Genomic DNA, 26928 nt, shown 5'->3' on the forward strand with positions numbered 1-26928 from the left:
TTGCCGACAGGAAGGATGCTCAAGGCTGAACTACGCTGTGCAGAGGGCTTGATGTGCCCCTCAAGGAGAACCCGCAGTGAGATTTGCCCGACGTATCGCCCTTGCCCTTCCGGCTTGCCTGCTGGCCACACTGACCTTGGCGGCCGAGCCGTCACAGCCACCGTCCAGCCCTGAAAAGACCACGCAACCGATGCCTGCATCGTCACCAGCCTCGCCAGCCGATACAGGCGCGTCGGGGAGCACGGCTTCAGGCGTGCTGCTGACCATTATCCTGCGGCACGACCAGTCCAAGCCGCTGACCGAAACCAAGCAGGAACTCAGGCGTCAGGGCTTTTTTGACAATTTTCCGCCCCCGGGCACAGAGGTGGTGTCCTGGTATGTCGTGATGGGAATTGGTCAGATCGTGACCCTGCGCGTACCGCCGGACAAACTGCCGGACGTGAACATGGCGGTGGAAAAGGGCGCCTGGGGCTCCTTTCATACCGAGTTCTATCCGACCTATGACTACCGCGAGGCTGCCAAGAGCGAATACAAGTCGCTCAAGTAGACAGGGCGGGAGCCGGTGGGCTCCCGCTGTCGCCCATTAGCCGGGATGCGGATGCAGGTCTTCTCCACGCTCTTGGGTGGGCAGGCCCAGCTCGGTAAACATGCCTCGGGCAATCTCGCGCTCGCCCATGATGACAACGTTAGCGCCACTTTCTTGCAGGTGCTGCACCAACTCGTCGTAATGGGCGCGGGAAACGATATTGAGGGACGCATTCAGCTCTCGCGCACGCCTCGAGACCTCGCAGGCCTCAATCCCGTTCGGGATGGCGATCAGCAGCGTATGCGCCTGCTCGATATGAGCCTTTTGAAGCACGTTCGGCTGCGCAGCATTACCCAGCACGGCACTGATCTGATCTGCCCGCAGCTCCTCGATATGATCGCGATCATTCTCGATCACCACGAACGGCATGTGTTCACGGCGCAGGCGAGCACTGACCAGCCTGCCAACCCGGCCATGGCCGACCAGAACCACATGATCGGTTTCGGTAATGGGTGGCGGCTCTACCACTTCGGGCGCATGGGGCGCCTTGGCATTGGGAAGCGCCTGCCCTTCGCGTCGCTCGAGCCATGGCTGGAGACGGTCGATAATGCTGAACAGCGCAGGGTTCAGAATGATGGAAATGATCGCACCGCCCAGAATCAGGTCGCGGCCTTCCTCAGGCAGCAGCTCCAGGCTGACGCCCAGGCTCGCCAGGATGAATGAAAACTCACCAATCTGGGCAAGACTTGCTGAAATGGTCAGGGCTACGCTAAGCGGGCGCCGGGCCAGCAGTACGATGATCAGCGCAGCCAAGGACTTGCCAACGATGATGATCAGTACCGTGGCCAATAGGTGCAGCGGGTGCGAGAGCAGCACTTCCGGGTTGAACAGCATGCCGACGGAAAAGAAGAACAGCACGGCAAAGGCTTCACGCAACGGCAGGGAATTGTCGGCTGCCTCGTGACTGAGTTCCGACTCGTTCAGGACCATGCCGGCAAAGAAGGCACCCAGCGCAAAGGACACGCCGAACAGGACCGATGAGCCAAAGGCAATCCCCATGGCCAGTGCCAGTACGGCGAGGGTAAACAACTCCCGTGATCCGGTGCGGGCGACACGCTTGAGTAGCCACGGGACGACTCTCCGGCCCACGATCAGCATCAGCGCTACGAAGGCGCTCACTTTCACCAGTGTCAGCAGAAGTTGCATGCTCAGGCTAGTGTCGCTTTCGGCGGCCTTGCCGCCCAGCATGCCGGAGAGTGCTGGCAGCAGAACCAGTGCCAGCACCATCATCAGGTCTTCCACAATCAGCCAGCCGACGGCGATGCGACCGCGGCGACTTTCCATCATCTGTCGTTCCTCCATGGCCCTGAGCAGCACCACGGTACTGGCGACCGAGAGTGACAGGCCAAAGACCAGCCCTGCACCCAACCCCCAGCCCAGGAGGTGCGCAAGGCCCATCCCCATAAGCGTGGCTACGGCAATTTGCCCAATGGCACCGGGAATGGCGATTTTGCGGACCGACATCAGGTCCTTGATGGAAAAATGCAGGCCTACGCCAAACATCAGCAGGATCACGCCGATTTCGGACAGCTCATGGGCAATATCACTGTCGGCTACAAAGCCTGGCGTAAAGGGGCCGGCCAATACGCCGGCCAGAAGATAGCCCGCCAGAGGAGGCAGGCGCAGGCGGTTGGCGAGGAGGCCCAGAAAAAAGGCCAGAACCAGGCCGGCGGCCAAGGTAGTAATCAGGGGCATTTCATGCATGCGGTGGCTCCATGTGGGGCTGGGGCAAAAAGAACCCGCAAGGCTTGGAGACCCAGCCTATGGACTGGCCTCACCATGGCGCTCAGATATTCAAGGCATCATGCACGCAGCGATAAAGTACGCACCGTATTGGAGTTATAGCTACAAAAATGCTGGCGCCAAACCTTATAAGGCCAGGCAGGGTGTAGTAAGGACAAGCGGTAAAGGCTGAAAGTTGCCGTTCTCTTTTCGGCGTGTCTGAATAAAGCGTTTTCAGGGTTATCTCAGATATTTCCCGATATTACGCATGCTTTACCGACAAAGGTCAGAAAAGTGGCATCTGCTGACCGGGAGGGCTGAACTGAGTGCAGTCCAGCGAGATGCGTGCTTCGCGACGATTCAGGCCCAGGCGGCGCAGGGCGATACGAAATCGCTGTTCAAGCAGATCGGCAAATATCCCTTCGCCATGCATGCGCGTGGTAAAGCGACTGTCATAGACCTCACCACCTCGACTCTGGCGAATCAGGCTCATAACATGGGCCGCACGCTGCGGATAGTGAGCTTCGAGCCATTCCTCGAACAAGGGGGCCACCTCCCGCGGCAGGCGCAGCAGAACATACCCTGCCGAGCGAGCCCCGGCATCGTGGGCTGCTTCAAGCAGATGTTCCAGTTCGCGGTCGTTAATCCTTGGAATGATGGGGGCGCACATGACGCCAACCGGAACCTCGGCCTCACGCAGGGTGCGAATAACCTTGAGCCGCGCGGACGGGGCCGCTGCCCTGGGCTCCAAGGTACGTTTCAGCTCATCGTCCAGTGTGGTCAGGCTGATCCCGACCTTGATCAGGCCACGGGCCGCCAGCTCGCTCAACAGGTCAAGGTCACGCAGGATAAGCGTACCCTTGGTGATGATCGTAGCCGGATGCCGATACCGGAGGAGTACCTCAAGTGCCTGGCGCGTCAGGCGCTGCTCGCGTTCGATGGGCTGATAGGGATCGGTATTACCCCCGATGGCGATGGGCTTGCAGACATAACCCGGTTTGGACAGCTCCCTCTCCAGAGCTTCGGCCAGATTGGTCTTGGCAATCAGCCGGGTCTCGAAGTCGAGGCCGGGCGAGAGATCCCAATAGGCATGGGTTGGACGGGCATAGCAGTAGATGCAGCCATGTTCGCAGCCGCGATAGGGATTAAGAGACTGTTCGAAGGGAATGTCCGGTGAGGTATTGCGCGAGATGACCGTCTTGGCCGTTTCCAGCCGAATCTCGGTTGCCTGGGTGGGAGGAAGATCCTGGAACCAGCCATCGTCATAAGCTTCCGACCGGGTAGGGGCATAGCGGTTGTGCGGATTACTACCGGTCCCCCGACCGCGTGGAGGCTTTTGATGGGTCATGACCTTGTCTCAGAGATATACTGTTTTAATATACAGTATATCTTGAGCAGGCATTAAGCCAGAGGGTACGGCAAAAAAAGGCAGGACGGCGCGGGGCGCCGTCCTGAAGGTCTTACGCGACCGGCGTGAACTGGATGATTTCTACCCAGTAGCCATCGGGGTCCTTGATGAACGCGATGTCTTTCATGCTGCCGTCGGTCAGGCGCTTCTGGAAGGTAACGCCCAGCTCTTCGAAGCGCGCACAGGCGGCGTGGATGTCCGGTACGGCAACGCACAGGTGGCCAAAGCCGCGTGGATCGCTGTTGCCGCTGTGATAGGTGAAGTCCGGATCATCTTCAGTGCCGTGGTTATGCGTCAGCTCCAGAAGCCCGGAAAGGGATTTACGCCAGCGGTGACGCTCTTCCGGATCTGTCGGGATCTGGGACTTGTCAGCAATCAACGCCAGGAAGTACAGGCTGAACTTGCCTGCCGGGAAATCCTTTTTCTCCAACATGGTGAAGCCAAGGATGCGGGTGTAGAAGTCCAGGGTCTTCTCAATGTCCTTCACACGGATCATGGTGTGGTTGTAGACATACTCGGCAGTGGCTGCGTCAGGCTGGGCCGTAACGCCCGGCAGGTTGTTCAATTCATTCAAGGTCATCGTAGTTCTCCAGATGATAAATCCAGACGGTATTTAAATAGCCAGCTTATCACTTTTGCGTGTCGTTTAGGCTGAGTAGACCCTGGCTGTGGCAAATGGCCACGAAGGCCGTTGAGGTTCAGGACGATTCCAGCAAGGCCTGCTGCTTCGCCTGCCAGACGATTTCATAGGACCGCAGGCGCTCCTTAAAGTCATAGGTCTCGGTATGAATCAGGAGTTCATCGGCCTGGGTGCTTTCCAGCAATTTCTGCAAACCTGCCCGCACCTCATCAGGGCCTCCAATGATGGCCGCTGCATACTGGTCTTCCACGGCCAGCCGCTCTTGAGGCGTCCACTCCATCGTTTCGGGCGGAGGCTTCAGCCGGCTGGAGCGGCCGCGCCCGAGATCCAGCGCCTTTTGATACAGGGAGTGCATCAAACGCTTGGCTCTTGACCGGGTATCCGCCGCCATGACGGGAACAGCCACGATGACCCGCGGCCGCGGCTGGTGCAGAGAAGGTTTGAAATGCTCGCGATAGGCCGCTATCGCCTCATGCAGGCGGGCCGGCGAAAAATGCGCGGCAAACGCATAGGGCAGCCCAAGCTCAGCGGCCAAGCGAGCACTGATCAGGCTGGAGCCCAGCATCCAGATCGGAACGCTCAGCCCTTCGCCTGGGGCGCGGGTGAAGGGCTGCGTATTCAAGGCTGATTCCGTGCCTTCGTCGAATAGCGCAAGCAGTTCACGGACGCGCTCAGGAAATTCCCGGCTCGCCGTGATCATGTTGACCCGCAGCGCTTCCATGGTGGCGTAATCCCCGCCGGGAGAGCGACCTATACCCAAATCGATGCGGCCTGGGTACAGGATTTCCAGCGTACCGAACTGCTCGGCCACGTACTGGGGGGTATGGTTCGGCAGCATGACACCGCCTGCCCCCACACGGATACGGCGGGTGGCAGCCGCTACCTGCCCGATCAGCACGGCGGTGGCCGAGGCGGCTACACCGTCCATGTTGTGGTGTTCGGACAACCAGTAACGGTGATAACCCCAGCGATCGGCCTGCTCGGCCAGGGTAAGGGTGTTGCGTAGGGCCTCGCCTACCGACTGGCCAGCCGTGACAGGGGCAAGGTCAAGTATCGACAGGCGGGTCTTGGCTAATGTCCGCATGGGCCTCTCCTTGATGATCGGCAGCGCAACAGGCGCTTTCAGACAGAATCCGAGAGTCGCGTACGATGCGCTGCTCAGGCGGGAGAATCAAGGCGTGCAGGTGGTTGATGCCAAAAAGATCGCACACGTCTGGCATGTTCAGACCCGATGGAAACGGTTGGACTGAAGGCCCGGACCTGTCGAGCCTTCAGTTGGATCACACCTCGTCGAGCTCAGGATAATGGCGAAAGATGCCATTTTCGCTGAAGGGTAGGCGTCGATCGGAGGCCAGATAGGCGTTGATATTGGGACGCTGGGCTACCCGGGAGACCAGATCGACGACCTTGGGCATATCCGCCTCGATCCGCTGCATGGCCTTGGGCAGGGCATAACGCAGCCCGCTCACGGCTTGAAAGAGCGACAGGTCGACATAGGAGAGCGAGTCTCCGACCAGATAACGATCTCCCTTGGGATTATCCTCTAGAACGTGCTCGAAATAGTCGAGGAACTTGGGAATACGTTCCTTGATGAACCCTTCCGCACGGCGCTTGGCTTCCGTCTTCTGGTCTTCGTAATACAACGAGGAGCCTATGGGGTGATGAATGTCGTGGGCTTCGGTTACAAGGTCAGCAATAGTCAGCTGCAGACCATGGGCCCACAGGCGTGAGGCTTCATCTTCCGGAGCCAGCCCGAGGCGGGGTCCCAGGAACTGCAGGATATTGGCAACATGGGAGACGATCAGATCGCCCGCCTTGAGAAAGGGGAGGGCGAAGGGGGGGAAGGGCGTTGCCTCACCGTTCAGATAGGATTCCATGGCAGGCATGCCCAGGCCATCCTCTTCGGAGCCATTGCCCACATCCACGTAGTCAGCGCCGGCTTCTTCCAGCGCGAGGCGGATGAACTCGCCTCGTCCCTGAATGGTGGGCCAGTAATGCAGTTCGTAACGCATTGCTCGTCTCCTTTCAATGAGGGTCTCCCTGTGGGACAGACGATCCCTCCAGGAGTTGTTTGCCTGTTTTCACGAACGAACAGCCGTCACAGTATCGGATTGCTCGGCTTATGGCGGGAAGGCGCGAACAGCTGTTTGATTCTTCTGCGGTGACATCTGCCGCTCAGTCCGGTCTACCCCCTACAAGGCTATGCCTTCACCTTTACAAACAGCCAAGTCCGGTTGCCTGTAGATAAAGTATGAGAGGAGATGGGGATGTTGGGATTCAGTCTTCGTGGGTTGGGCCCGCTGGACGTACTCAAGCGGGCGGTCAAGGAATTCAATGAAGACGATATGGCGACTTATGCTTCGGCATTGGCCTATCAGATGTTCTTTTCGATGTTTCCTTTCATTCTGTTCCTGATCTCGCTGGTGGGCTTTCTGCATCTGCCCGACTTCTTCAACTGGCTACGCGAGCAGGCCAACTATGTCCTGCCGGCGCAGGCACTGGAGCAGGTCAATCCAGTGATCGATCAGCTTCAGCAAAATCAGCAGGGCGGCTTGCTGTCGGTAGGGATCATCGTGGCGCTGTGGTCAGCTTCTGCGGCAGTGCGCTCGCTGATGACGGCCCTGAACATGGCCTATGATGTCGAGGAAGGACGACCCGTCTGGAAGCGGTTACCACTGTCGGTGTTTTATACTATCGGGCTGGCGCTGATGCTCATCAGCGCTGCCGCCCTGATGGTTACTGGCCCGCAGTTCCTGAATTGGCTGACCAGCTACATTGGCCTTGAACAGGTCTTTATCACGGTCTGGACCTGGATCCGCTGGCCCGTTGCTGTGATCCTCCTGATGCTGGCCGTGGCGATCATTTATTACGCAGCGCCCGATGTGGAGCAGGACTTTCGGTTCATTACACCCGGCTCGGTGCTCGCTGTAGTGGTTTGGATTGCCGCCTCCTTGGGCTTTGCCTTTTACGTCCAGAACTTTGGCAACTACAACGCCATGTATGGCGGGATCGGCACGATCATCATCATGCTCCTGTACCTGTACATCTCATCAGCAGTGCTGCTGTTTGGCGCGGAAATCAACGCGGTGATCGAGCATCACTCCAACGAGGGCAAAGAAAAGGGCGACAAGAAGCTGGACGAGTAAACCGCTCTAAGTCAGGGGCGCTGCCAGTCCGCATGGGTGAGCCGGTACAGGCAGTGCCGGCGCAAGGGGTGGCCAGCAGGGACACGGGGATGATCGAAGTCTTCCTGGGTATTTCGCATTCCAAGCCGCTCCATCACGGCTCGAGAGCGGTGATTGCTCAAGGCTGTAAAGGCGACGATCTCGTCTAGCGCCAGTTGCTCGAACCCGATGCGCAAGGCTTCACGCGCGGCCTCTAAGGCATATCCCTTTCCCCAGTAGGCCCTGACCAATCGCCAGCCAATTTCCACGCACGGCGAGCAGGGCAGACCTTCTGGAGCATTCAGGCCGGTAAAGCCGATGAATGCGTCTGTCTCCTTCAGTTCAACTGCCCAGAAGCCCCAGCCCTGCTGTTCGATTTTGTCCTGGATACGCTCACGCTCGGCCTCGCTGCTGGCAAAATCCAGTACACCCGGAAAGTATTCACGTACCTCTGGATCAGAGTTCAGCGCGGCATAAGGGAGACGGTCTTCGTCACGCCATGGGCGAAGCCGCAGGCGGGCCGTTTCGTAAAGGGCAGGCTCCAGAGGCGGGTGCATATGGCTACCTTTGTTGCAGGGCCGCCACGGTCAGGCCGGACGTGATGAAGGCAATACCCGCACCCCAATTGAGACCGCCTACGACGCGTGGGCGATGCTTTAGCCAGCGGGCCAGCCGCGAAGCACAGGAGCCCATGATGGAAAAGCCGATAAAGGTCAGCAAGGCAAACCAGGCGCCGTAGACCAGCATCTGGATCGTCACGGAGCCGCGGGCAGGGCTTACGAACTGGGGTAGAAAGGCCAGGACAAACAGGCCCGGCTTGGGGTTGAGCACAGCCGACAGCAGACCGGTAAGGAAGATGGTTTTCAACGGCTGATGAGCAGCCGGAGTAAAGGTGATCAGGTTGCGCGAACGCAATACCTTGATCCCCAGCCACAGCAGGTAGGCGGCGCCCACCAGCTTGACGACCCAAAATGCCACGGCTGATGTTTTCATTAGTAGCGTCAGGCCGAAGGTGGCGGCTGTGACGTGAAACAGGATGCCAACGCCTGAGGACAGTCCGGAAACGATGGCGGCCCGGCTACCCTGGCTCAGGCCACGGCCAATGGCAAGCAGATTGTCCGGGCCGGGAGACAGGATCAACAACGCGCAGGCTGCGGTATAGGCGAGCCAGATATCGATTGGAAACATGATCAGTCCTTGGATATTTTCTTGTTCAGACCCAATAGTGATACAGGCGGATAAAGCCACGCCAGATCATACCCAGCCAAACGGGAAACAGGGTGGGCCAGATGAATGCTGCCAGCAAAAATAATCCCAGGCAGCCCCAGAAGTATCCTGTCCCGAGAAATCCGCCCGTGAAAGCCAGCCCCTGATTGAGCGCAAGCCATAGCAGCACCGCTGTTACCAGGGCAAATGGCAGGGCGGCCAGGAGGCTGATAATGCGGGTTTCGAGCGAGTGTCCATTGTCCTTATGAGCCATTGCAACTCCCTATCCATGAAAGGCACCTCCAGAGTATGGCAGTGTTCTGGTTGATCCAGCGTGCAGCAGTACCTAAATCGCGCCTATTCAGACGTTGCCCTTGTTGGCTTCGATCAGGCTAGACAATAGCTCGATGGCCCCTTCAGGATGCTCGACTTCGATGATCAGACGTTTGTACTGCTCATCTTCCAGGTCGATGATGATCGCCCGTTCCGCATGGCTGACATCCCAGAATACCTGCTCCCCCTCAAGGTAGAAGGTCCCGGCCGTCAGAATGTTTGGAATCTTGGTGCCCGGTGCCTTCCAGCCTTTCCAGCCCTGCAGGACCGTATCGTCCTGGCGAGCCGCCAGGATATGCGATTGGGGGATCGTCAGCTGGCTCTTGAGTGCCCACAGCTTGTGAATGCCTTTGACGGTGAAGACGACGTTATTGCCTTCGATTTCGATCTCGACCATCCGCTGCTCCTCTCATCAGCCCGTTCTACAGTAGGGCTGGCTAATACGTTTCTTGAATAGATAAGGAACAGCGTAGCCGCGGATCGTTCGCCGGGTAGAAAAGTGTCTATGCCGTTTCAAAACAGACAGGCTGGGCCAGAGTGCTCAAGCGTCCGGCACAGAGGATGTTGGCGCTAGATCAGCCCTGTCTGGTGGCTGATACCGTGAAATCAGAAAGCGGCCATCCGGCTGTAACACAACGCGATGGATCTCATCGAAGCCTTCCTCGAAGCGTGGGCGCTCCAGCCGTTTAAGGGTTCCGAAGAGTCCCGCTGGCGGCACCTGGCGAGCCCGTGCCCGATTTCGCGCCTCGCAGCCGCGCGGGTCCGGCTCGAAAAAATAGCCGATCACAGTAAAGCCGGCCGCCCGAGCGGGCTCGATGTAGCGTGCCCGCTCTGCAGCAGTGGGATTGGTGTTATCGATAACCACCTTCTGTTTGCCTTCCAGGCAGGCCGTCAACAGGAGCCGCTCACGGTGGCGGGTGCGCAGCATGTCCCGGTTGATACGGACATGCGTGTCGAAAAAGCAGCGTTGGTAAAATGTTGATTTGCCTGCGGCCTGTATGCCGATAAACACGATCAGCTCCATGGCACAGCTCAGGCGATCCGGGCATATACGCGGGTGTTGCGTAGCGTGCCGTCCGGTGCCTTGCGCTCATGACGAAGCGTTCCTTCAAGGGTAAAGCCGGCTCGTTCGCAGACTCGACAGGAGGCTGTGTTTTCTTCATCCGTCAGGATCTGGATGCGCTCGGCCTTGAGGTCAGTGAGTGCCAGGTGCGTCATGGCGCTGACCGCTTCGGTGATGTAGCCCTGTCGGCACTGGCTGTCCCGGCACCAATAACCGATCTCCATGCTGGGTACGTTCCAGTCGATATGGTGAAAGCTGGCGCAGCCCACCAGCATACCGGTGGTTTTGTCGATCAACAGAAACGGCAGATCCTTGCGTACGATAAAGCTCGATGCCGCAAGGCGGCAGTAGGCTTCGGACGTATCGACTGATGGCTCTGTCATCACCCACGGCAGCGAGGCTGGAAAGCGGCGCAGCGAGGCAAGCGACTCCACCACGGCTGCGTAGACCATGGCACCATCACCGGCACGGGGAACCCGTAGCAGCAGACGTTCGGTTTCAAACTGTTCAGGAATGGTGCGCAGCAAGGGAGGAGTCATCGCAGTCCTTGGGGTATGTAATGGTTTAGACGCTGCTGGCCGGGTTGATCAAGGCGTTGAGGACGTGATCCTCCCAGACGCCATTGATCTTGAGATAGGCCCGTGCGTACCCCTCACGCTCGAAACCCAGACGCTTGAGCAGCCGCGCGCTGCGCTCGTTATGGGGAATGTAGTTGGCCATGATGCGATGCAGTCTGCGCTGGGTGAACATGTAATCGATGCCGGTCCTGGCCGCTTCGAACATGAACCCCTTGCCCTGATGGCTTTCAGCGATGGAATAACCCAGGTGGCAGGCCAAAAACGAGCCCCGGATGATATTGGAAAAGTTGCAGCAGCCGATGATCGCCTCGGTGCGCTTGTCGACAATGCTGAAACAGCAGGAGGCACCGGCCATGAAATCCTGCAGGTTCAGGCGAATTCGCTGGCGAACCGTCTCGGGTGTGTAGAAGGTTTCCTCCCGCAAGGGCTCCCAGATGCGCAGGTGCTCGCGGTTTTCAAGCTCGAACCGCCGTCGCCGCACGACATCACGCTCGGTGGGGATGATCAGTCGGACCCGCTCTGCCTCTAACGTCAGGATGCTCATGGACTTTTATCTCTTATAAGCGCCTGAGCGTTATAACCGGAACATCACCCGGTTTTGTAGCGTTTTGGCAGATAAACCTCACCAGGCAAGCTCAAGTCGCATACGCTGTGGCTGATCTTCCCGTCCATCAGGCATGACGCGACCGGGCAGGTCGTGTTGCCACTTGAACCCGTGCGCTGCGTATATATGAATGGCCCGCCGATTGGATTTATAGACATCCAGCTCAAGCGCGATAAAGCCGAATGCCCGGCTGCTTTCGATAAGTGTGCCCAGCAGGCGTGTGCCAAACCCCTGGTTACGAAAGGCTTTGTGAATCTGCATGCCCAGAAAACCCACTGAATCATCCCGGTCCGTCTGACCACAAACACTGGCCGGAAAGATTTCCCCCGAGCCGATAATCTGGCCCTCATGCTCAATAACTTGATTGGGCCAGCCATGCGCCAGAGCCTGAATCAGGCTTTCCAGAATACGCTCCCGGACAGGCGGCAGTTGCCGGTGAGTGTACAGCCCCTCCGCGCAGACGGAGGCGAAGAGACTGTAAAAGCCATCAAGGTCGGCAAGCTCCGTCTGACGTATCAGCATACGAGTCCTTTCAGACGCTGCCCTCGCGCTCCACCACCAGAATGCGCGCCTCGCCATGAGGATGTGCGACATGCTCACAGCCGATTCCGGCAAAGAACACATCTCCTGTTTCCAGGCGTACGGATTTCTCCTCTCCGGCTTCGCGGTAATGCATATCGACAACGCCGTCGAGAACAGCAAAGACCTCTTCGCCATCGTTGACATGCCATTTGTAGGGCTGATCCGTCCAGTGCAGACGGGTAGTGATTCCGCCCATGTTGGCAATGTCGGGCGCTCCCCAGGCTCGGCTGGCGGTAAAGTGCTTGCTGCGGATGATGTTCATGTAGACCTTGTATGCGGCTCAGGGGTGGAATTGGCCCAACGCGGCCATGAGTGACACGGCCAGCGCAGCGATAGCAGTGGCTCGAACGCAGTTGGCTTGCATCGTCTCGTCCAGACATTTCTGGCCATGAGGATAGCGACCCAAGGTCAGAACCTTGACGATGGGCCAGCCGATCCAGAACAGAATGGCCGCGAAAAGGGTGCCGAAAACGAACTCCAGAATGAAGTTGCCAATGACACTCAGAAGTCCATCCATGGTTCGCCTGCCTCCATCAATCAGTGGTCCTAGACAAAGACCGTTGCCTTGAACGCGTCGAGTGTTTCTGCCTGCGCCGACAGCTCGCGCAGGTGTGGAAAGCTGTCGGCAATAACGGCATTGGGCGTCATGTGCTGGGTAAAGCGCCACGCTACAGCCGTGGTGATGCCAGCCTGATTGATGTCGTCGGCGCCTGCCTTGAGCGGGCGGTTCGCCACTTCGGCTTCCAGCGTACCGTAGGCAGCCAGCAACTGCCCGGTTACGCGGTCAATCCAAGGTTCATGCACCTTGTCAGCCGGTCGCAGCTTGCGCTCGTAGACGATCTGGACGGTTTTCTCACAGGCGGTCAGGGCGAGCCCGATGATGCGCAGCGCATGCTGACGCTCGGCCAGATCGCGTGGCATGAGGGTGCGTCCCGACTCGGCCGCCAGCGCCTCCACGTAATCCAGGATCAATGTCGAGTCCATCAGCACCGTGCCGTCATCGCACACCAGTGACGGTGCCTTCACGACCGGGTTGATTGACCGGAACTCCTCGAAGGCGCTGAAGACCGAAAGGGGGGTGTGCTCGAAGGGCTGGTCCAGCAGATTCAGCGAGACGGCTACGCGACGGACGTAGGGCGAGTCGAACATTCCGATCAGTTGCATGGTGGCTCCTGTGAGGTAGAGGCAAATCCCTTTCCTTATAACGGCTGCCGAGGCGGACTGCACGCGTTGTGCTCGTGCCTTGGATGTCAGGTACAGGCCCTTGAAGCATGGAGACCGCACTGTGCGCTGGGACAGGCGTTCAGAACAGGCATGGCCGTTCGTCGCCAGGACTCACTGGTCCACCAGAAGTGTATCCGCTCTAGCCTGCGGTTGCCTGCTGGCCAACGGCTGCCATTGATCTCCAACCCCTCCAAAAGCGCTGAAAATGACCTTCAGGCCGCTTCAGTCGACATGGTGTCAAGCCGATAGCCTGGAAGTGAAAAGCCAGAATGCCTTCGATTCTGGCACCTCGCGCCGTGTTGTTGACCCCTGAATAATGACAAACGTACGGGTTACTATCATGACCATCCTCCAACGTGTGATTGGTGGTTTTGCGCTGCTGTTAGTACTGCTGCTCTCCATCGTGGGCATCAGCTACCAGAGCACGCATTCCATCAGTGACCGGCTTTCCATCATTACCGGGCAATCGGCGCCGCTCAGTCAGGCCGCCAGTGAGCTCAACGTGCATATCCTGCGCGCCAATCAGGCTGTACTGGCCGTTCTTATCAGCCGTGACGGCCAACAGATTGCCGAAGGCAAGAAGCCCTTCGATGAGAGCCTGGGGCGTTTCAATGAGCTCTTGGGAACCACGGCGCGTTATATTGGCGATCGCCCTGAGCTCAAGGAAAACCTGGCCCAGCAGCGTGAGCTGAGCACGGCCTATGCCGAGCAGGCTGCCACGCTGATGAAGTTGCACGGCCAGCAGGTTGCCCTGAACATCCAGGCCCGTACGCTGCAAGGTTTTGCGACTCAGGAAGGCACGCGGCTGTCCAATATGCTGCGGGATTACATGGCCAGGCAGCGTGCCAATGGGTCCACTGACAGTGCAGCCGTTGCCGAGGCGCTGCTGCTGGAAATCGGTAAGACCTATGACCATTTTTCCGCGCATGCGGCCGTTCCTGATATCGATAGGCTCAAGCGCGGCTTGACGCTTCAGGATGAAGTCATTCGTGATCGACTCAAGGCTTTTGTCGCACAGGATGCTCGGACTGGCCGGATCGTGACGGTGATGGTGAACCATCTGTTTAGAGATCTGACCGCTGATGATGGTCTGCTCAACGTCTATCAGCAGGATGCAGCGCTGGTGGAGCAGGTTGCAACCCAGCGTCAGGCAATGGATGCCAAGCTGCAAGCCATGCTGACCAGGATCGCCGAGTTTGGTGGTCAGGCTGTAGCCGTAGCCAACAGTGCCAAAGCCGGTGCCGATTCGACCATTTCCACCAGCCGCAGCCTGTTGCTGGTCGCTTGCGTCCTGGCTGTTCTGGCTGCCGTCCTGATCGGTGGTTGGGTATCCCATAGCATTCGGCGTCCGCTGGCAACCTTCCGCGAGGTGCTCAAGCAGGTCACGAGCGGTGACATGCGCGTGCGCTTCGATGTTTCCCGCAAGGATGAGTTTGGCGAGCTGGGCGGCTATCTGAACGAGCTGACCGCCTCCCTGCAGGACACGCTGCGTGAGCTGACCCGCTCAGCCGACAGTCTGGCGCAGACGGCGGACAGCAATGCCGAGATCAGCGAGCGCACCACACGTGCTGTGGATGAGCAGCGTGATCGCCTCAACTCTGCCGCCTCGGCCATGACCGAGATGGAAAGTACCGTGCATGAGGTCGCCAGACGGGCCAACGATACCCGTCAGGCGGTAGACGACACCCATGAGCTGACCAGTAAGGTGCAGGAGCGCGTCGCCGAAACCATCAGCAGCATTCGTCTGCAGGCCGACCAGATCAACAAGGCCTCGCTGGAAACCGACGAGCTTCAGGGCTACGGCAAGCAGATCGATGGCATTGTGGATGCGATTCGCACCATCGCCGAGCAGACCAACCTGCTGGCCCTCAACGCGGCCATCGAGGCGGCGCGCGCCGGTGAGCAAGGGCGTGGGTTTGCCGTGGTGGCGGACGAGGTGCGCTCCCTGGCGAGTCGTACACAGACCTCCACCAGCGAGATCCAGACAATGATCGAGCAGATGCAGGGCAAGATCCATTCAGTCGTGAAGGTCATGAATGAGAGCCAGACCCAGTCCAACGACTGTGTTCGCCTGGCCTCCGGCGCAGATGAGCTGCTGGGCTCCATGAGCAGCGCGGTGAACAGCATCCGTGACATGAACATCCAGATCGCGGCGGCCACCGAAGAGCAGAGCGCGACCGTGCAGGAAACCAGCCGCATGGTCACGTACATCAACGATGCGGCCCAGCTGGCCGCCGAGGGCGCCGAGCGTACCGCACAAAGCAGCCAGGACCTGTCCGAGATGGCTCAGGTGCAGCGCGGGCTACTTCATCATTTCAGCGTGTGAGGCGAACATGAAACACTGGATGACCTCTCTACTCGGTGCCGGCCTGCTCCTGAGCAGTCTGGCCCAGGCCGCCACGCCCCTGATCGGCGTGGGTGTCGCCAAGAACAACGACAACTTCCAGGTCCTGCTGCGCAATAACGTACAGCGCCACGCCAGCAGTCTGGATGCCGATGTCTTTATGGAAGATGCACAGGACAACGGCACCTTGCAGATGCGCCAGATTCTCAACCTGATCGCCTCCAAGGTGGATGCCATTATCGTGACCGTGGTGGACATGAAGACCGCACCGGAAATGACCCGGCTCGCCAACGAGGCGAAGATCCCGCTGGTTTTCATCAACCGTAATCCCGAGCCAGCCGCCTGGGCGCCGCAGACTGCGTTCGTCGGTTCGAATGAGGTCGAGTCAGGCACCTTGCAAATGGAAGAGCTGGCGCGCCGGGCCAACTACAAGGGCAACGTCGTTATTCTGGTTGGCGATCCAGGCAACAAGGCTTCGAAAATTCGTACCGAAGACGTAGAAAACGTTGTGGCCAAATACCCGAACATGAAGATCGTACAGAAGACCATTGCCCACTGGCAGCGTAGCGAGGCGGCCAGTGTCGTCATGGACTGGCTCAAGCAGGGCGTGAGCTTTGACATCATCGCCGCAAATAATGATGAGATGGCTATCGGTGCGGTGATGGGGCTGGAGAAGGCAGGCAAGAATCCCAAGGACTACCTGATCGGCGGTATCGACGGCACACCGGATGCACTCAAGATGATGGATCAGGGCAAGCTGACCGTCAGCGTACTTCAGGATGCGGCAGGGCAGGCCAACGGTGCCGTAGAGGTTGCACTGCACATGATCCGGGGTGAGCGGGTCGAGCCTGTGAACTGGGTGCCTTTCAAGCTGATCACACCGGAAAACCGTAGTCAGTTCCAGTAACACAGACGAAAAAAGACCGGGCCAGGCCCGGTCTTTTGATATCAGTACCCTGCTGCCGCGCCGTTGCTACGGGGATCAAACGCGCCCTCGAACACACCGCTCGGATGGCGTACGGCCGCACCGGCATGGCCCATGGTCTCGCTGAAGGGGGGCAGGCTTTCCACGTCATGACCGCGCGCGCGCAGCGCTTCGAACACGTCTGCCGTAAAGCGGGACTCGAGCTTGAGCGTATCGGTGCTTTCGCCCCAGGTCCGGCCTAGTAGCCAGCGAGGCGCAGTGACTGCCTGCTGGAGCGGCTGATTGAAGATGGCGTAGCGGCTGAAAACCGCTGCCTGGGTTTGCGGCTGGCCATCGCCACCCATGGTGCCGTACACCAGGGTTCGTCCATCCTTGAGCCGTGCCGCGGCGGGGTTGAGGGTGTGAAAGGGCTTCTTGCCAGGCATGAGGGCCAGCAGATGATTGGGGTCCAGACTGAACGATGCGCCCCGGTTCTGCCAGTTGAGGCCACTGGCTGGCAAGACCACACCGCTGCCGAACTCATGGTAGATGCTTTGGATAAACGAAACGGCCAGCCCGTTCCCATCGATCACGCCCATCCAGATGGTATCACCCGGCCCTTTGCCTTCGCCCCAGGGCGCCGCCTTTTGCGGGTCGATGGCCGCGGCCAGCCCTTCAAGATAGTCGGGGGTGAGGCACGCCTGTGGGTCGATGGTCATATGCTCGGGGTCGGTAATGTGCTCATCGCGTACCCGGAAGGCCAGCTTGGTCGCCTCGACCAGCGTATGAATGTGCTCGGCGCTGTCGGCCGTGCAGCTGTCCAGCCCGGCGTGGTCGGCAATGCCAAGAATGAGCTGGGAGACCAGCCCCTGGGATGGAGGTGTCAGGTTGTAGACCATCCCGGCACTATGCTGAAGCGCCAGTGGCTTTACCCGGCGGGCATGATAGGCGGCCAGATCATTGCGTGAAACAGGAGAGCCCAGCGCTTCCAGATCATTGGCGATACTGGCTGCCAGGGCGCCACGGTAGAAGGTATCCAGCCCTTCTTCCGCCAGCTGATGCAGGGTGGCGGCCAGTCGTGGTTGTCTGAATAGGCTTCCGGCTACGGGTGCCTCGCCATTTTCCAGAAAGGTTTCGGCAAAGCCGGGAACAGACTCCAACTCGTGCCGCTTGCTGGAGGTGGCAAGATGCTGGGACAGCGTGACCGGAATACCTTCTGCGGCGTAATGGATGGCATCAGCCAGAAGGCGTGGTAATGGCATCTTACCGCCCAGCTCCCCGGAAACCGCCAACGCCTCCTGCCAGCCACCAACGGTGCCCGCAACGGTAAGCGCGGCTTTCGGGCCGCGTGTTGGAATACGATCCATACCCGCGTAATGCTCGAGGGTGGCGTGGCTGCCTGCCGGGCCGCTGGCATCAATGGCAACCGGATCACCTTCAGGCGGAACGATCAGCCAGAAGCCATCCCCACCCAGGCTGTTCATATGGGGATAGACAACGGCAATGCTGGCCGCCGCGGCGACCATGGCCTCGATGGCATTGCCTCCTTCACGCAGCACGGCCAGGGCCGATTGAGCAGCAAGACTGTGAGGAGCGACGGCAATTCCGCGGGCAGCAACAGTGGTATTAAGCATTCTTCTTTTCCTTGACGAACAAAGGGTCCCGCCGGGAGAGCAGAGGGGGAGACTCCGCTTATCTGGAGCCTCCCAGCCACTTCAGTTAAGCGACGCTGGAGTTCTTGGCGAGCCATTGACGGCGCATGCGTTTGAGCACGAACAGGGCCAGGGCCGCTGTGATCAGGTCAAAGCTGATGGCCACGGCGAACACCGGCATCCAGCTGTCTGTGGACTGGTGGAGCAGGGCGGCCATCGGACCGCCAAAGATGGAGCCGATCCCTTGAGCCATGTACAGGAAACCGTAATTGGTCGTGGCGTTGCGGGTGCCAAAGGTGTCGGTCAGGGTGGAGGGAAACAGGGAGAAGATTTCGCCCCAGCCCAGGAAGACTACACCGGAGAGCAATACGAACAGCACAGGGTTATCGCTGGTCAGTAGCCACAGGGTCATGGCAATGCCTTCTGCGAAAAAGGCGAAAGCCATGGTGTTCTCACGGCCATATCGGTCCGAGATCCAGCCAAACAGCGGGCGGGTCAGGCCATTGCAGACACGGTCGATGGTCATTGCGAGCGGCAGTGCAGCCATGCCAAAGACCATGACACCGGTCATGCCAAAATCCTTGGCAAAGCTGGCCATCTGCGACGTTACCATCAGGCCTGAGGTCGACATCATCGCGAACATGGCAAACATGAGCCAGAACAGCGGCGTCTTGAGCATGGCCTTGGGTGCAACGTCCGGTGCGGTGCTGGAGGCAGGGCTGGTGTCGGCAATCCGCTCTGCCAACTCGGCTGGCGGTTGGCGCAGGAACTGTGCGGCGAGCAGGCCGACAATCCCCAGGATCAGACCAAAGGTGACCAGGGTATTTTCCATGCCAGCCGCTGCGAGGCTATTGCTGATGGGAAAGGTCGTGATCATCGCACCCATACCGTAACCTGCGGCAACCGCACCGGCTGCCAGCCCCCGGTGATCAGGAAACCAGCGAACCATCAAGCCAACGATGCCCACATACACGATGCCGGTTCCCAAGCCTCCCATCAGGCCGTAGGTCAGGTAGATCATGGCGAGTGAATTGGCCTGACTTGCCAGAATCCAGGACAGCCCTGTGAGGGCACAACCAAAGGCGATCAGTTTGCGTAAGCCGAAACGGTCAATCAGAAAACCTTGTACTGGCGAGAAAAACGTTTGCAGGACGATCAGAATGGAAAAGGTAATCTGGATCTGAGCCAGTGAGACACCCAGCTTTTGGGTCAATGGCGCCGTAAACAATGTCCAGACATATTGCGGGCTTGAAATGGCCATCATGCAGACAACGCCTGCGGCCAGTTGAAACCAGCGAGTGCCCAGAGCGCTGCCTGGCGCGCGACTATCTACCAATATCTTCGTATTCATGGAAGTTTCCGAGGGCTATATAACGATATGAATACGAGAGCAATGGATATGCCAGCTTTATATATTCCTTATGTTTTAAGGCGTTGGCGTTAAAATATAAGGATATGTTCATCCATAAGTATAATTTGCTGCTCTAACTTGGTGCGCTTGGCACTTTTTTGAAGCTATTTAATATATGTGTGAAATAAAAAAGCCCGCTTTAAGGGCGGGCTTTTTTATTCGAAATCAATGGGATGCAGACTTAATAAGTGTGTAAGGTAAATTTGCTCTGCTTCAGGATAAGTTAAGCATTGGCTTGAATACTATATTCAACTAAATATTTAATGCATACATATTAAATATCACAGATTAGAACTTAACCCGATTATGCTTTTCGGGATAGCGCTAAAAAGCCAATGTATAGCGTGAAACGGACATCTTGCGGCTTGATGTTTTCCAGACGCATATAACCGCCCTGCCAATGGCGTTTTGCCCCGGCGTTCAACGGGCGAGCACAAGCCACTGGCCGGGCGGGGCATAGCCATCATAGGGCTTGGGTCTGGCCTGAGTGGTCGCCAATGCCACTACCTGTCCAAATGACAAGGGCACTGGCAGAAAACGTCTGCGTGGGCCTTGCTATTAGTTACCGATGCGCAATCGGCTATACGTATAACAATCCAAAAGAAATCCTTTGTGAAGGCAGAGCGGACTCTTGAGCAAAGGAGTTGTCTAGCCGCTTGGCTGAACAAAGTACGGGCTTTTTCCACGCTTTATTCAGAGCGCTCGTGTGGGCAGCAAGACGAAGAGTCGCGCCAAGGCGACAAAATAACGGGCGGCTGTATCAAGCTGGCTTCTGCTCAGCCGATAGCACTGTTATCGCAAAAACCATAGGGCGGTTTTTGCTCACCAACCGCTACCGGAGAACACCAATGAATGCCCCCCAAGACTTCAACGCTGACGCCCAGGCGGCGGAGTTCAATTCACTCTGGTCAGCGATTGATCGCTCCCAAGCCGTCATCGAGTTCAACCTTGATGGCACCATCCTGCGCGCCAACCAGAATTTCCTCGACGCCTTGGGGTATCGGCTTGAGGAGATTGCCGGGCAGCATCACCGGATCTTCTGCGATGCCGAATACGCCAGCAGCATGTCCTATCGCCAGTTCTGGGAAAAGCTTGGCCGCGGCGAGTTCGATGCAGGGCAGTACAAGCGCCTAGGCAAGGGCGGCCGGGAAGTTTGGATCCAGGCGACCTACAACCCGATTTTCAATGCCGAAGGCAAACCGTACAAGGTGGTCAAGTTCGCGTCCGATGTGACCGAGGCTGTATTACGCAGCACCGACCACCAGGGCAAGGTCAATGCTATCGAACGCGCCCAGGCGGTTATCGAGTTCGACCTGACCGGCCATGTGCTGCGGGCCAACGATAATTTCCTGTCTGTGCTGGGCTATAGCCTGGAAGAGATCAAGGGCAAGCATCACCGCATGTTCTGTGACGAAGAACATGCCAACTCCACTGCGTACCATCTGCTTTGGGAAAAGCTTGGCCGTGGTAAGTTCGACACAGGTGTCTACAAGCGCATCAGCAAGGAAGGGCGTGAAATCTGGATTCAAGCGACCTATAACCCGATCCTGGACGCCGAGGGCAAGCCGTACAAGATCGTGAAGTTCGCTACCGATATCACGGCCTTGCAGATCAAGAGTGCCGAGTATGAAGGCAAGATTGCGGCCATTGATCGTAGCCAGGCGGTCATCGAGTTCGATCTGCTGGGCAACATTCTTCATGCCAACCAGAACTTCCTGTCGACCCTGGGCTATCGCCTGGAAGAGATCGTCGGCAAGCACCACCGCATGTTCTGTGAGGAGCATTACGTCACTTCAACCGCGTATCGGGACTTCTGGCAGCGTCTGGGGCAGGGGCAGTTCTTCAGCGACCGTTACATGCGCCTGGGCAAGTTCGGACAGAAGATCTGGATCCAGGCGACCTATAACCCGATCTTCAATGCCGACGGCCAGCCATACAAAGTTATCAAGTTTGCGACAGACATTACCCAGCAGGTCGAAATGGAGCAGTTGGTCAAGGCCAAGACGCAAGCTATGAGCAGCTCCGTGCAAAACCTGACGCAGTCAATCAACCACATTGCCCAAAGCACCGGGGAGGCGAACGAGCTGGCGCGCATGACCCAAGAAGAGGCCGCCCAAGGCGCCGAGACGCTCAAGCGCTCCGTTGAAGCCATGGCCGTTATTGCCAAGTCTGCTGAGGACATCCAGGACATCATTCAGGTTATCAGTGACATCGCCAGCCAGACGAACATGCTGGCCTTCAACGCGGCCATCGAAGCGGCGCGGGCCGGTGAGCATGGCCTGGGCTTTTCGGTGGTGGCGGACGAGGTGCGTAAGCTGGCCGAGAAATCATCCCAGGCGACCAAGGAGATCAACAAGCTGATTCAGGAGTCCTCCAAGCGCATCACGGTGGGTAATGAAATCTCCCGAAGCGTAGGCGAAGCCTTCGAGCGTATCGCCAAGGGTGTAGTGCGTACCACGCGCTCCATCGATGCCATCAACGCCTCGACGGGCGACCAGCTGACGACGGCAGGTGAAGTGAACGAGCTGATTCGTGACCTCAATAACGTCACGTCCGGTGTTGGACCGCGTGGATGACCGCCATCATGACTGGCAGCGCATATGGAGTAGTCCATGTCGGTGGCATCGAGATCGCCATTCCGGCATCGGCCCTGCAACAAGTGGTGCGCTGGCCTGACCAGGTACAGCCACGTCCGCCGGTAGCGCCTTACATGCGCGGTGTGTTCAGCCTGCGGGGCCGCGCGGTCCCGCTGGTGGACCTACACGTGCTGCTCGGGCTCACACCGGCTGGGGAGGACGGAATGCCCAGCGAAGTGGCCCTCCTGCATCATCAGGAAGGACGTTTCGGGATTGGGATTGATGCCGTGGCGGATGTCATCCACATCGATGAAAGGCAACTCAGCGAGCTGGGCACCCACAAGCGTGGACAGGGTTTGTTGCCGCGCCTTTTCATGGGCGGCAGCCAGGGCGAGCGCATCATCTACCTGCTTGATATCGAGGCGCTGGCGTCGCTGCCGGAGTTGTTCATGGCCTTCGATCATGCACAGGAGTTGCGTGAGCGCGGCCGTACGGCTCGCTTCAAGCTCAAGCATTACATACTGCTGGGCTGTGATGGTCGCCGGTTCTGCCTGGAGGCTACGGCAGTCAGTGAGCTGGTCGAACATCCCCGGATCGATACGACGTTCTTTCAGAGCGAGTATTGCCTGGGTGTCACGGAGCTGCGGGGCACCCCGATTCCAGTGCTCAATCTTTCCCGTATCCTAGGGCTTGAAGAGGTCCCCGGCGAGACCAAAAAACAGCTGCTGGTTATGACAGCCAACGGCCATGCTTTTGGTTTTGCCTTTACCGAACTTCTGGCCATGATGCGGCGCAACCCGGACGATCTTGTGCCTATGCCGCGTTTCGGCCTGCAGCACCCCGCCATGTTTTCCGGGGTCATGAGCGGCGAAGATAGCCATGATGCATTGCTGCTCAACCATACGGCGCTGCTGCGTCGCAAGGATATCCAGGCGTTTTCCAAGATCTTTGAAAACGCCAAGGGCCGCAGCAGCGAGGCCTCCAGCATCGTGCCCAAGGCGCGATCCCGGCAGGCTTGTTTGGTGTACGAGGCCGGTATCCAGTTTGCATCGCCGCTGCATCAGGTGGATGAGATCCTTCATATCCCCACGCAGTTCATGCGTCTCAAGCAAGCTCAGGGACATCTGATTGGGATGATTAACGTCCGCGGGCAACAGGTCTCGCTGATCTGCCTGAGCAGCTTGATCAATTCGTCGCCGCGTGAGGCAACCGAAAGCTCGCGTATTCTTTTGGTGACTGGCGAGGCAATGACCTTTGGCTTTGCGGTCTGCCAGATCGATGCAATCGAGACGTTCAACGATTTCGATCCCGGCATGCTCGAAAAGGGTTGGCAAACCCCGACGGGTGATTCCCTCTCCGTTGGGCAGCGGGCGCGAACGCTGGTAAGCATCGGCTCCGGCCTCAATCGCTGGCGCGCTACATTGCTGGACCTGAAGGCTGTGGCACGCGAACTGGAGGCAGATTTAGCTAGCCAGGAAATGCTGCCGGCATAGGACTGGTGCCTGAGAACAAGGTGATCGACAATGCGGCGATTACCTTGTCCGGGAGTAGCCCATGTCCATCCGTTGGATCGCCACACCGCAAACCGATCTCACCGTTCAGACCCTGTACGCCATTCTCTCGCTGCGTACCGAGGTCTTCGTGGTAGAGCAGAAGTGTCCTTATCAGGAGGTGGACGGCCAGGACCTGACCGGCAATACCTATCACCTCATGGGCTGGGAAGGCGATACGCTAGTGGCTTATCTGCGAGTGCTGGATCCGGTACTGCATGACGGACAGGTAGTGGTTGGTCGCGTCGTAACCGCGCCCGCCGCACGGGGTCGCGGGCTGGGGCATGAGCTGATGAAGCAGGGCCTGACCTTTTGCGAGGCGCACTGGGCCGGTCTTCCCATTTATCTCTCTGCCCAGGCGCACCTGCAGGATTACTACGGCCGCTACGGCTTCGAGCCGGTTACAGACATCTACCTTGAAGATGACATCCCGCATATCGGGATGCGTCGTCGGACGTAACCCAGGCGTGTTTAGAGCGATTTAGAAATCGAATCCGATCTGAGTCCGATTCGGTTCGGCCTTTCTATGGGGTTTCCGGTGGGGGGCGGTCACGTTGCTTTGGGCCTTGGGCGCCTTGAAGACAAGCGTGGTGAGGCGGACTGTTCGCATCGGATCATCAGGCAGGCGGAGCGTTACCTCGCTACCGTGCTCAGGCTGTCCCTCCGGCGCCTCCTGATAAGCGGGATGAGCACGGTTTTGTGCACGGACATCGTTGATCGTTCGGGTCAGCCGTTGACCTCTATGAAAAACCAGCAGGATAAGCCGGGCTTCCCGGCTCAATGGATGGGCCAGCAGGTAGTCAAGTTGCTCCCGATACGCCTCGGCATTCTTCCAAAACAGGCAGTCGGCCAGACAGGCGATCCGCTCCCCATGACGCAGGCCAAGTGCGCTGTAGCCGATGGGCACAAAGGGCTCGATTGTTTCCGGGCGCTCGAACTGGCCGTTCAGTGCAATACCCAGGTAGTTTCTTAACGGCGCCTCATTCCATGTGGCGAATAGTGATGGACTGTAGGTCAGCAGCGTAATGGCGTTCTGCAAAGTTTCCACGATCTGCTCATGCTGATCACGGCTCAGCGTTGGCTCCGGCAAGTCGGGCCCATGAACCATGGGCGGGAGCTCAGGAAATAGCTGCTCCCGTGAGGGAGGCGTAAGCCGTGCCAGTGGGCCGTCGGAGCGCTTGTGCAGTGGAATACCCAACGTTTGCGCCAGGGCCTGATGGGAGAGTAGCCGCGTGCGGCGGGTGTTGATGACTGTTTCCACGATAGCCGAGAGGCTGTCGTTATAGGCCGCTACCTCCTGTCGAATCCAGGCGAGCGCTTTTTCGATCTCGTTGACTTCACGGTCGATCAGCGCGCGTGCGGCCTGCTCCGCGCCGCGCTTGATCTCGAAGGTCAGAATCAGGGATTGCCCGCTGATCCGTACGGCACCTGACGTACCCGTCCAGGGACCGGCCTGTGCACCGAACCACTCTGCGTCGCCATCGAAGGGTATGTCGATATCGAGTCGATGGCTGGCTGCATTGCCCTCGAAATCCGCGTGGTCATCGGTTTCAGCCTGCCACTCATGGCGGCGTAGCGCTGGCGGCTCGATCCGATAGGCCGCGATGAAGTAATCGATCAGCGCATTTGGTGCCGTGTTGAGCAGGCGGTGTTCATCCAGCGCGGCCAATGTCTCGTCGAGGCGGCTCCGCTGGTTATCGAGTCGCTCCCTGGGGTCGAAAGTGGAAAATAGCTCGTCCTGCAACACGTGTGCACTCATTCGCCTGTCCCGGTGACTACCCGTCAACATCGTCTTTTATTGGAGCCGGAGAGGGCAAGGGAATATCCCAAACCGACCGTCAATAAAAAGGGGCCATATAGGCCCTTTGCGAGCCTTTCGTATCAGGCCTTCTTGAACTCCTCCTCAATGGCTTCCAGCGTCTTGTTCCGGGTCTCGGGTAAATAACGGACCACGAACGCAATGGCCAGCAGGCCGAACGCGAAGAACATGAAGAACGTCGTGGAGATACTGAACCACGCCACCAACTGCAGGAAGAAAAAGCCTACCAGGAATGTGGTCAGCCATAGCACGCCGCCGGTAAAGCCTAGGGCCAGGCCCCGGATACGCATGGGAAAGATCTCGGACAGCATCAACCAGGTCACTGGTGAGATGGCCCCTTGCTGGAAGGCCAGAAAGCTGACCGTAAGGCCCAGGATAATAAACGCGCGCTCCGTGCCTGGCGCCATGTTCATCGAGACCAGACCAATCAGCAGCAGGCACGTAGTCGTGCCGATCAGGCCGGTGATCAGCATCGGCCGGCGACCGACCCGGCCCAGTAGCCAGATGCCTAGAAAGGTAGCCAGTACGGAGATCACACCGTTGGCGATGTTGGCTGTGAGCGCAGCCTGTGTATCAAAGCCGGACTCCTTCAGGATCTGGGTGCCGTAGTACATGATCGAGTTGACGCCGGTGATCTGCTGCACGACGGCGATCCCTATACCAATCAGAAAGATCTTGCGAATCCAGGGCGTTTTCAGGTCCTCCCAGCTACCCTCTTTGGCCTTGGAGTCCTCCTGCGCAGCTTGGCGTACTTCCTTGGCCTCCTTGTGGGCCTGATGCTCGGCGCGAACTTCTTTAAGCGTACGCAGCATCTCGCCGAAGCGGCCTTTGGAGGCTAGCCAGCGGGGACTCTCCGGCATGACCAGCATGCCCAGCCAGAGCACCACGGCTGGAAGCGTGGCAATGACCAGCATCCAGCGCCAGATATGGCTACCCTCGAAGAAGTGGGCAATCGCAGCGTTGCAGGTAAAGGCCAGTAACTGGCCCGACACGATCATCAATTCATTGCGCGTCACCATCTGCCCGCGCTTGTGCGCAGGCGACATCTCTGCCAGGTAGACCGGAACGGTGACCGAGGCACCACCAACGGCAAGCCCCAGGATGAAGCGGGCCAGCACCATGAACTCGACGTTGGGCGCGAGGGTGCTGCCCAGTGTGCCAAGGATGAAAATGATCGACAGCAAGAGGATGATCTTGCGTCGGCCACGGGCGTCGGAGAGGCGACCGCTGATAGCGGCACCGATGGCACCGCCAAAGACTAGGGAAGACGCCACCAGACTTTCAGAAAAAGGCGTGAGGCCAAAGTCTTCCTTGATGAAGGGAAGCGCGCCGTTGATGACGCCAGTGTCATACCCAAACAGCAAGCCGCCAAAGGTTGAGATCGTGGTGATGATCTGCATCTTGCGCTTGTGGTTGGTAGGCGAGGAGTCTGTTGTCGAAGGCTCTGCATTTGCAGGCGAGGCGAGGGATGATGGGTTTTTTATCATAGATTTCTCTTTGCACGTTAAGCCGTGACGCTCATCCATCCCTGGTTGATCACGAGGCAGTCCAAGGTGCCTTGA

Annotated in this window: 27 protein-coding genes and 1 pseudogene; 8 read left to right on the forward strand and 20 right to left on the reverse strand. The window is 58.4% G+C overall.

Features of this window, described 5'->3' with window-relative positions; genetic code table 11:
• Nucleotides 1-76 precede the first annotated feature (76 nt).
• A complete protein-coding gene (locus PLU01S_RS26090) occupies nt 77-547 on the forward strand; it encodes a hypothetical protein (RefSeq protein ID WP_010796590.1) in 471 nt (156 codons plus the stop codon).
• 36 nt (nt 548-583) lie between these two features.
• Here PLU01S_RS26090 and ybaL read toward each other — a convergent pair whose 3' ends face one another.
• From ybaL to PLU01S_RS01750, 5 genes are all read right to left on the reverse strand, one after another.
• Nucleotides 584-2290: a YbaL family putative K(+) efflux transporter gene (gene ybaL / locus PLU01S_RS01730; RefSeq protein WP_074821370.1), complete on the reverse strand. Its 1707-nt coding sequence runs from the start codon at nt 2288-2290 to the stop codon at nt 584-586.
• Between the two features lie 304 nt (nt 2291-2594).
• Nucleotides 2595-3656, reverse strand: a complete 1062-nt coding sequence (locus PLU01S_RS01735; RefSeq protein WP_074821373.1) for a PA0069 family radical SAM protein — start codon at nt 3654-3656, stop codon at nt 2595-2597.
• Between the two features lie 112 nt (nt 3657-3768).
• Nucleotides 3769-4296, reverse strand: coding sequence for a lactoylglutathione lyase (gene gloA, locus PLU01S_RS01740; protein ID WP_074821375.1), 528 nt, complete (start codon nt 4294-4296; stop codon nt 3769-3771).
• 118 nt (nt 4297-4414) lie between these two features.
• The gene (locus PLU01S_RS01745) at nt 4415-5440 is read right to left on the reverse strand and encodes an LLM class flavin-dependent oxidoreductase (protein ID WP_074821378.1); all 1026 of its coding nucleotides are present in this window, start codon (nt 5438-5440) and stop codon (nt 4415-4417) included.
• A gap of 196 nt (nt 5441-5636) precedes the next feature.
• Nucleotides 5637-6368, reverse strand: a complete 732-nt coding sequence (locus PLU01S_RS01750) for a glutathione S-transferase (RefSeq protein WP_074821381.1) — start codon at nt 6366-6368, stop codon at nt 5637-5639.
• 255 nt (nt 6369-6623) lie between these two features.
• On the opposite strand from PLU01S_RS01750, the gene PLU01S_RS01755 reads away from it, so the two are divergent.
• Nucleotides 6624-7502, forward strand: coding sequence for a YihY/virulence factor BrkB family protein (locus PLU01S_RS01755; protein ID WP_010796596.1), 879 nt, complete (start codon nt 6624-6626; stop codon nt 7500-7502).
• 11 nt (nt 7503-7513) lie between these two features.
• On the opposite strand, the gene PLU01S_RS01760 is transcribed toward PLU01S_RS01755, so the two are convergent.
• The 11 genes from PLU01S_RS01760 to PLU01S_RS01810 all read right to left on the reverse strand — a co-directional run bounded on the left by PLU01S_RS01760 (nt 7514) and on the right by PLU01S_RS01810 (nt 13050).
• Nucleotides 7514-8077: a GNAT family N-acetyltransferase gene (locus PLU01S_RS01760; protein WP_074821384.1), complete on the reverse strand. Its 564-nt coding sequence runs from the start codon at nt 8075-8077 to the stop codon at nt 7514-7516.
• A gap of 4 nt (nt 8078-8081) precedes the next feature.
• A complete protein-coding gene (locus PLU01S_RS01765) occupies nt 8082-8708 on the reverse strand; it encodes a LysE family translocator (RefSeq protein ID WP_010796598.1) in 627 nt (208 codons plus the stop codon).
• Between the two features lie 25 nt (nt 8709-8733).
• Complete coding sequence (locus tag PLU01S_RS01770; RefSeq protein WP_074821387.1) at nt 8734-9000, reverse strand: hypothetical protein; 267 nt, start codon at nt 8998-9000, stop codon at nt 8734-8736.
• A gap of 87 nt (nt 9001-9087) precedes the next feature.
• Complete coding sequence (locus PLU01S_RS01775) at nt 9088-9456, reverse strand: hypothetical protein (RefSeq protein ID WP_010796600.1); 369 nt, start codon at nt 9454-9456, stop codon at nt 9088-9090.
• A 144-nt stretch (nt 9457-9600) separates the two neighbouring features.
• A complete protein-coding gene (locus PLU01S_RS01780) occupies nt 9601-10083 on the reverse strand; it encodes an AAA family ATPase (RefSeq protein ID WP_074821389.1) in 483 nt (160 codons plus the stop codon).
• A gap of 8 nt (nt 10084-10091) precedes the next feature.
• A complete protein-coding gene (locus tag PLU01S_RS01785) occupies nt 10092-10661 on the reverse strand; it encodes a GNAT family N-acetyltransferase (protein WP_074821392.1) in 570 nt (189 codons plus the stop codon).
• Nucleotides 10662-10686: 25 nt separating this feature from the next.
• Nucleotides 10687-11244: a ribosomal protein S5-alanine N-acetyltransferase gene (gene rimJ / locus PLU01S_RS01790; protein WP_010796603.1), complete on the reverse strand. Its 558-nt coding sequence runs from the start codon at nt 11242-11244 to the stop codon at nt 10687-10689.
• Between the two features lie 78 nt (nt 11245-11322).
• Nucleotides 11323-11826, reverse strand: a complete 504-nt coding sequence (locus tag PLU01S_RS01795) for a GNAT family N-acetyltransferase (RefSeq protein WP_159435089.1) — start codon at nt 11824-11826, stop codon at nt 11323-11325.
• A 10-nt stretch (nt 11827-11836) separates the two neighbouring features.
• Nucleotides 11837-12148, reverse strand: coding sequence for a cupin domain-containing protein (locus tag PLU01S_RS01800; RefSeq protein WP_074821398.1), 312 nt, complete (start codon nt 12146-12148; stop codon nt 11837-11839).
• An 18-nt stretch (nt 12149-12166) separates the two neighbouring features.
• Nucleotides 12167-12403, reverse strand: coding sequence for a hypothetical protein (locus PLU01S_RS01805; protein WP_010796606.1), 237 nt, complete (start codon nt 12401-12403; stop codon nt 12167-12169).
• Nucleotides 12404-12432: 29 nt separating this feature from the next.
• On the reverse strand, nt 12433-13050 hold the full coding sequence (locus tag PLU01S_RS01810; RefSeq protein ID WP_074821401.1) for a glutathione S-transferase: 618 nt from the start codon (nt 13048-13050) through the stop codon (nt 12433-12435).
• A gap of 1234 nt (nt 13051-14284) precedes the next feature.
• Here PLU01S_RS01810 and PLU01S_RS26510 point away from each other — a divergent pair.
• From PLU01S_RS26510 to PLU01S_RS01820, 3 genes and pseudogenes are all read left to right on the forward strand, one after another.
• Nucleotides 14285-14581, forward strand: a pseudogene (locus tag PLU01S_RS26510) (HAMP domain-containing protein); the annotation flags it as partial.
• Between the two features lie 99 nt (nt 14582-14680).
• Nucleotides 14681-15436: a methyl-accepting chemotaxis protein gene (locus PLU01S_RS26515; protein ID WP_425326526.1), complete on the forward strand. Its 756-nt coding sequence runs from the start codon at nt 14681-14683 to the stop codon at nt 15434-15436.
• Between the two features lie 7 nt (nt 15437-15443).
• Nucleotides 15444-16361, forward strand: coding sequence for a substrate-binding domain-containing protein (locus PLU01S_RS01820; RefSeq protein WP_074821408.1), 918 nt, complete (start codon nt 15444-15446; stop codon nt 16359-16361).
• A gap of 41 nt (nt 16362-16402) precedes the next feature.
• Here PLU01S_RS01820 and PLU01S_RS01825 read toward each other — a convergent pair whose 3' ends face one another.
• Complete coding sequence (locus PLU01S_RS01825) at nt 16403-17992, reverse strand: gamma-glutamyltransferase family protein (RefSeq protein WP_074821410.1); 1590 nt, start codon at nt 17990-17992, stop codon at nt 16403-16405.
• 85 nt (nt 17993-18077) lie between these two features.
• Nucleotides 18078-19361 (reverse strand): oxalate/formate MFS antiporter, encoded by a 1284-nt coding sequence (gene oxlT / locus PLU01S_RS01830; protein WP_074821412.1) that lies wholly within the window; start codon nt 19359-19361, stop codon nt 18078-18080.
• Nucleotides 19362-20269: 908 nt separating this feature from the next.
• Here oxlT and PLU01S_RS01835 point away from each other — a divergent pair.
• The 3 genes from PLU01S_RS01835 to PLU01S_RS01845 all read left to right on the forward strand — a co-directional run bounded on the left by PLU01S_RS01835 (nt 20270) and on the right by PLU01S_RS01845 (nt 24007).
• A complete protein-coding gene (locus PLU01S_RS01835; protein ID WP_074821416.1) occupies nt 20270-21997 on the forward strand; it encodes a methyl-accepting chemotaxis protein in 1728 nt (575 codons plus the stop codon).
• An 8-nt stretch (nt 21998-22005) separates the two neighbouring features.
• Nucleotides 22006-23490 (forward strand): chemotaxis protein CheW, encoded by a 1485-nt coding sequence (locus PLU01S_RS01840; protein WP_159435090.1) that lies wholly within the window; start codon nt 22006-22008, stop codon nt 23488-23490.
• 61 nt (nt 23491-23551) lie between these two features.
• Complete coding sequence (locus tag PLU01S_RS01845) at nt 23552-24007, forward strand: GNAT family N-acetyltransferase (RefSeq protein ID WP_074821419.1); 456 nt, start codon at nt 23552-23554, stop codon at nt 24005-24007.
• Nucleotides 24008-24028: 21 nt separating this feature from the next.
• On the opposite strand, the gene PLU01S_RS01850 is transcribed toward PLU01S_RS01845, so the two are convergent.
• Both PLU01S_RS01850 and PLU01S_RS01855 read right to left on the reverse strand, forming a co-directional pair.
• Nucleotides 24029-25306: a hypothetical protein gene (locus tag PLU01S_RS01850; protein WP_139208660.1), complete on the reverse strand. Its 1278-nt coding sequence runs from the start codon at nt 25304-25306 to the stop codon at nt 24029-24031.
• A 122-nt stretch (nt 25307-25428) separates the two neighbouring features.
• Nucleotides 25429-26892: a sugar porter family MFS transporter gene (locus PLU01S_RS01855; RefSeq protein WP_074821424.1), complete on the reverse strand. Its 1464-nt coding sequence runs from the start codon at nt 26890-26892 to the stop codon at nt 25429-25431.
• Nucleotides 26893-26928 lie beyond the last annotated feature (36 nt).

The sequence above is a fragment of the Pseudomonas luteola NBRC 103146 genome, assembly GCF_002091675.1.
Classification (GTDB): Bacteria; Pseudomonadota; Gammaproteobacteria; order Pseudomonadales; family Pseudomonadaceae; genus Chryseomonas; species Chryseomonas luteola.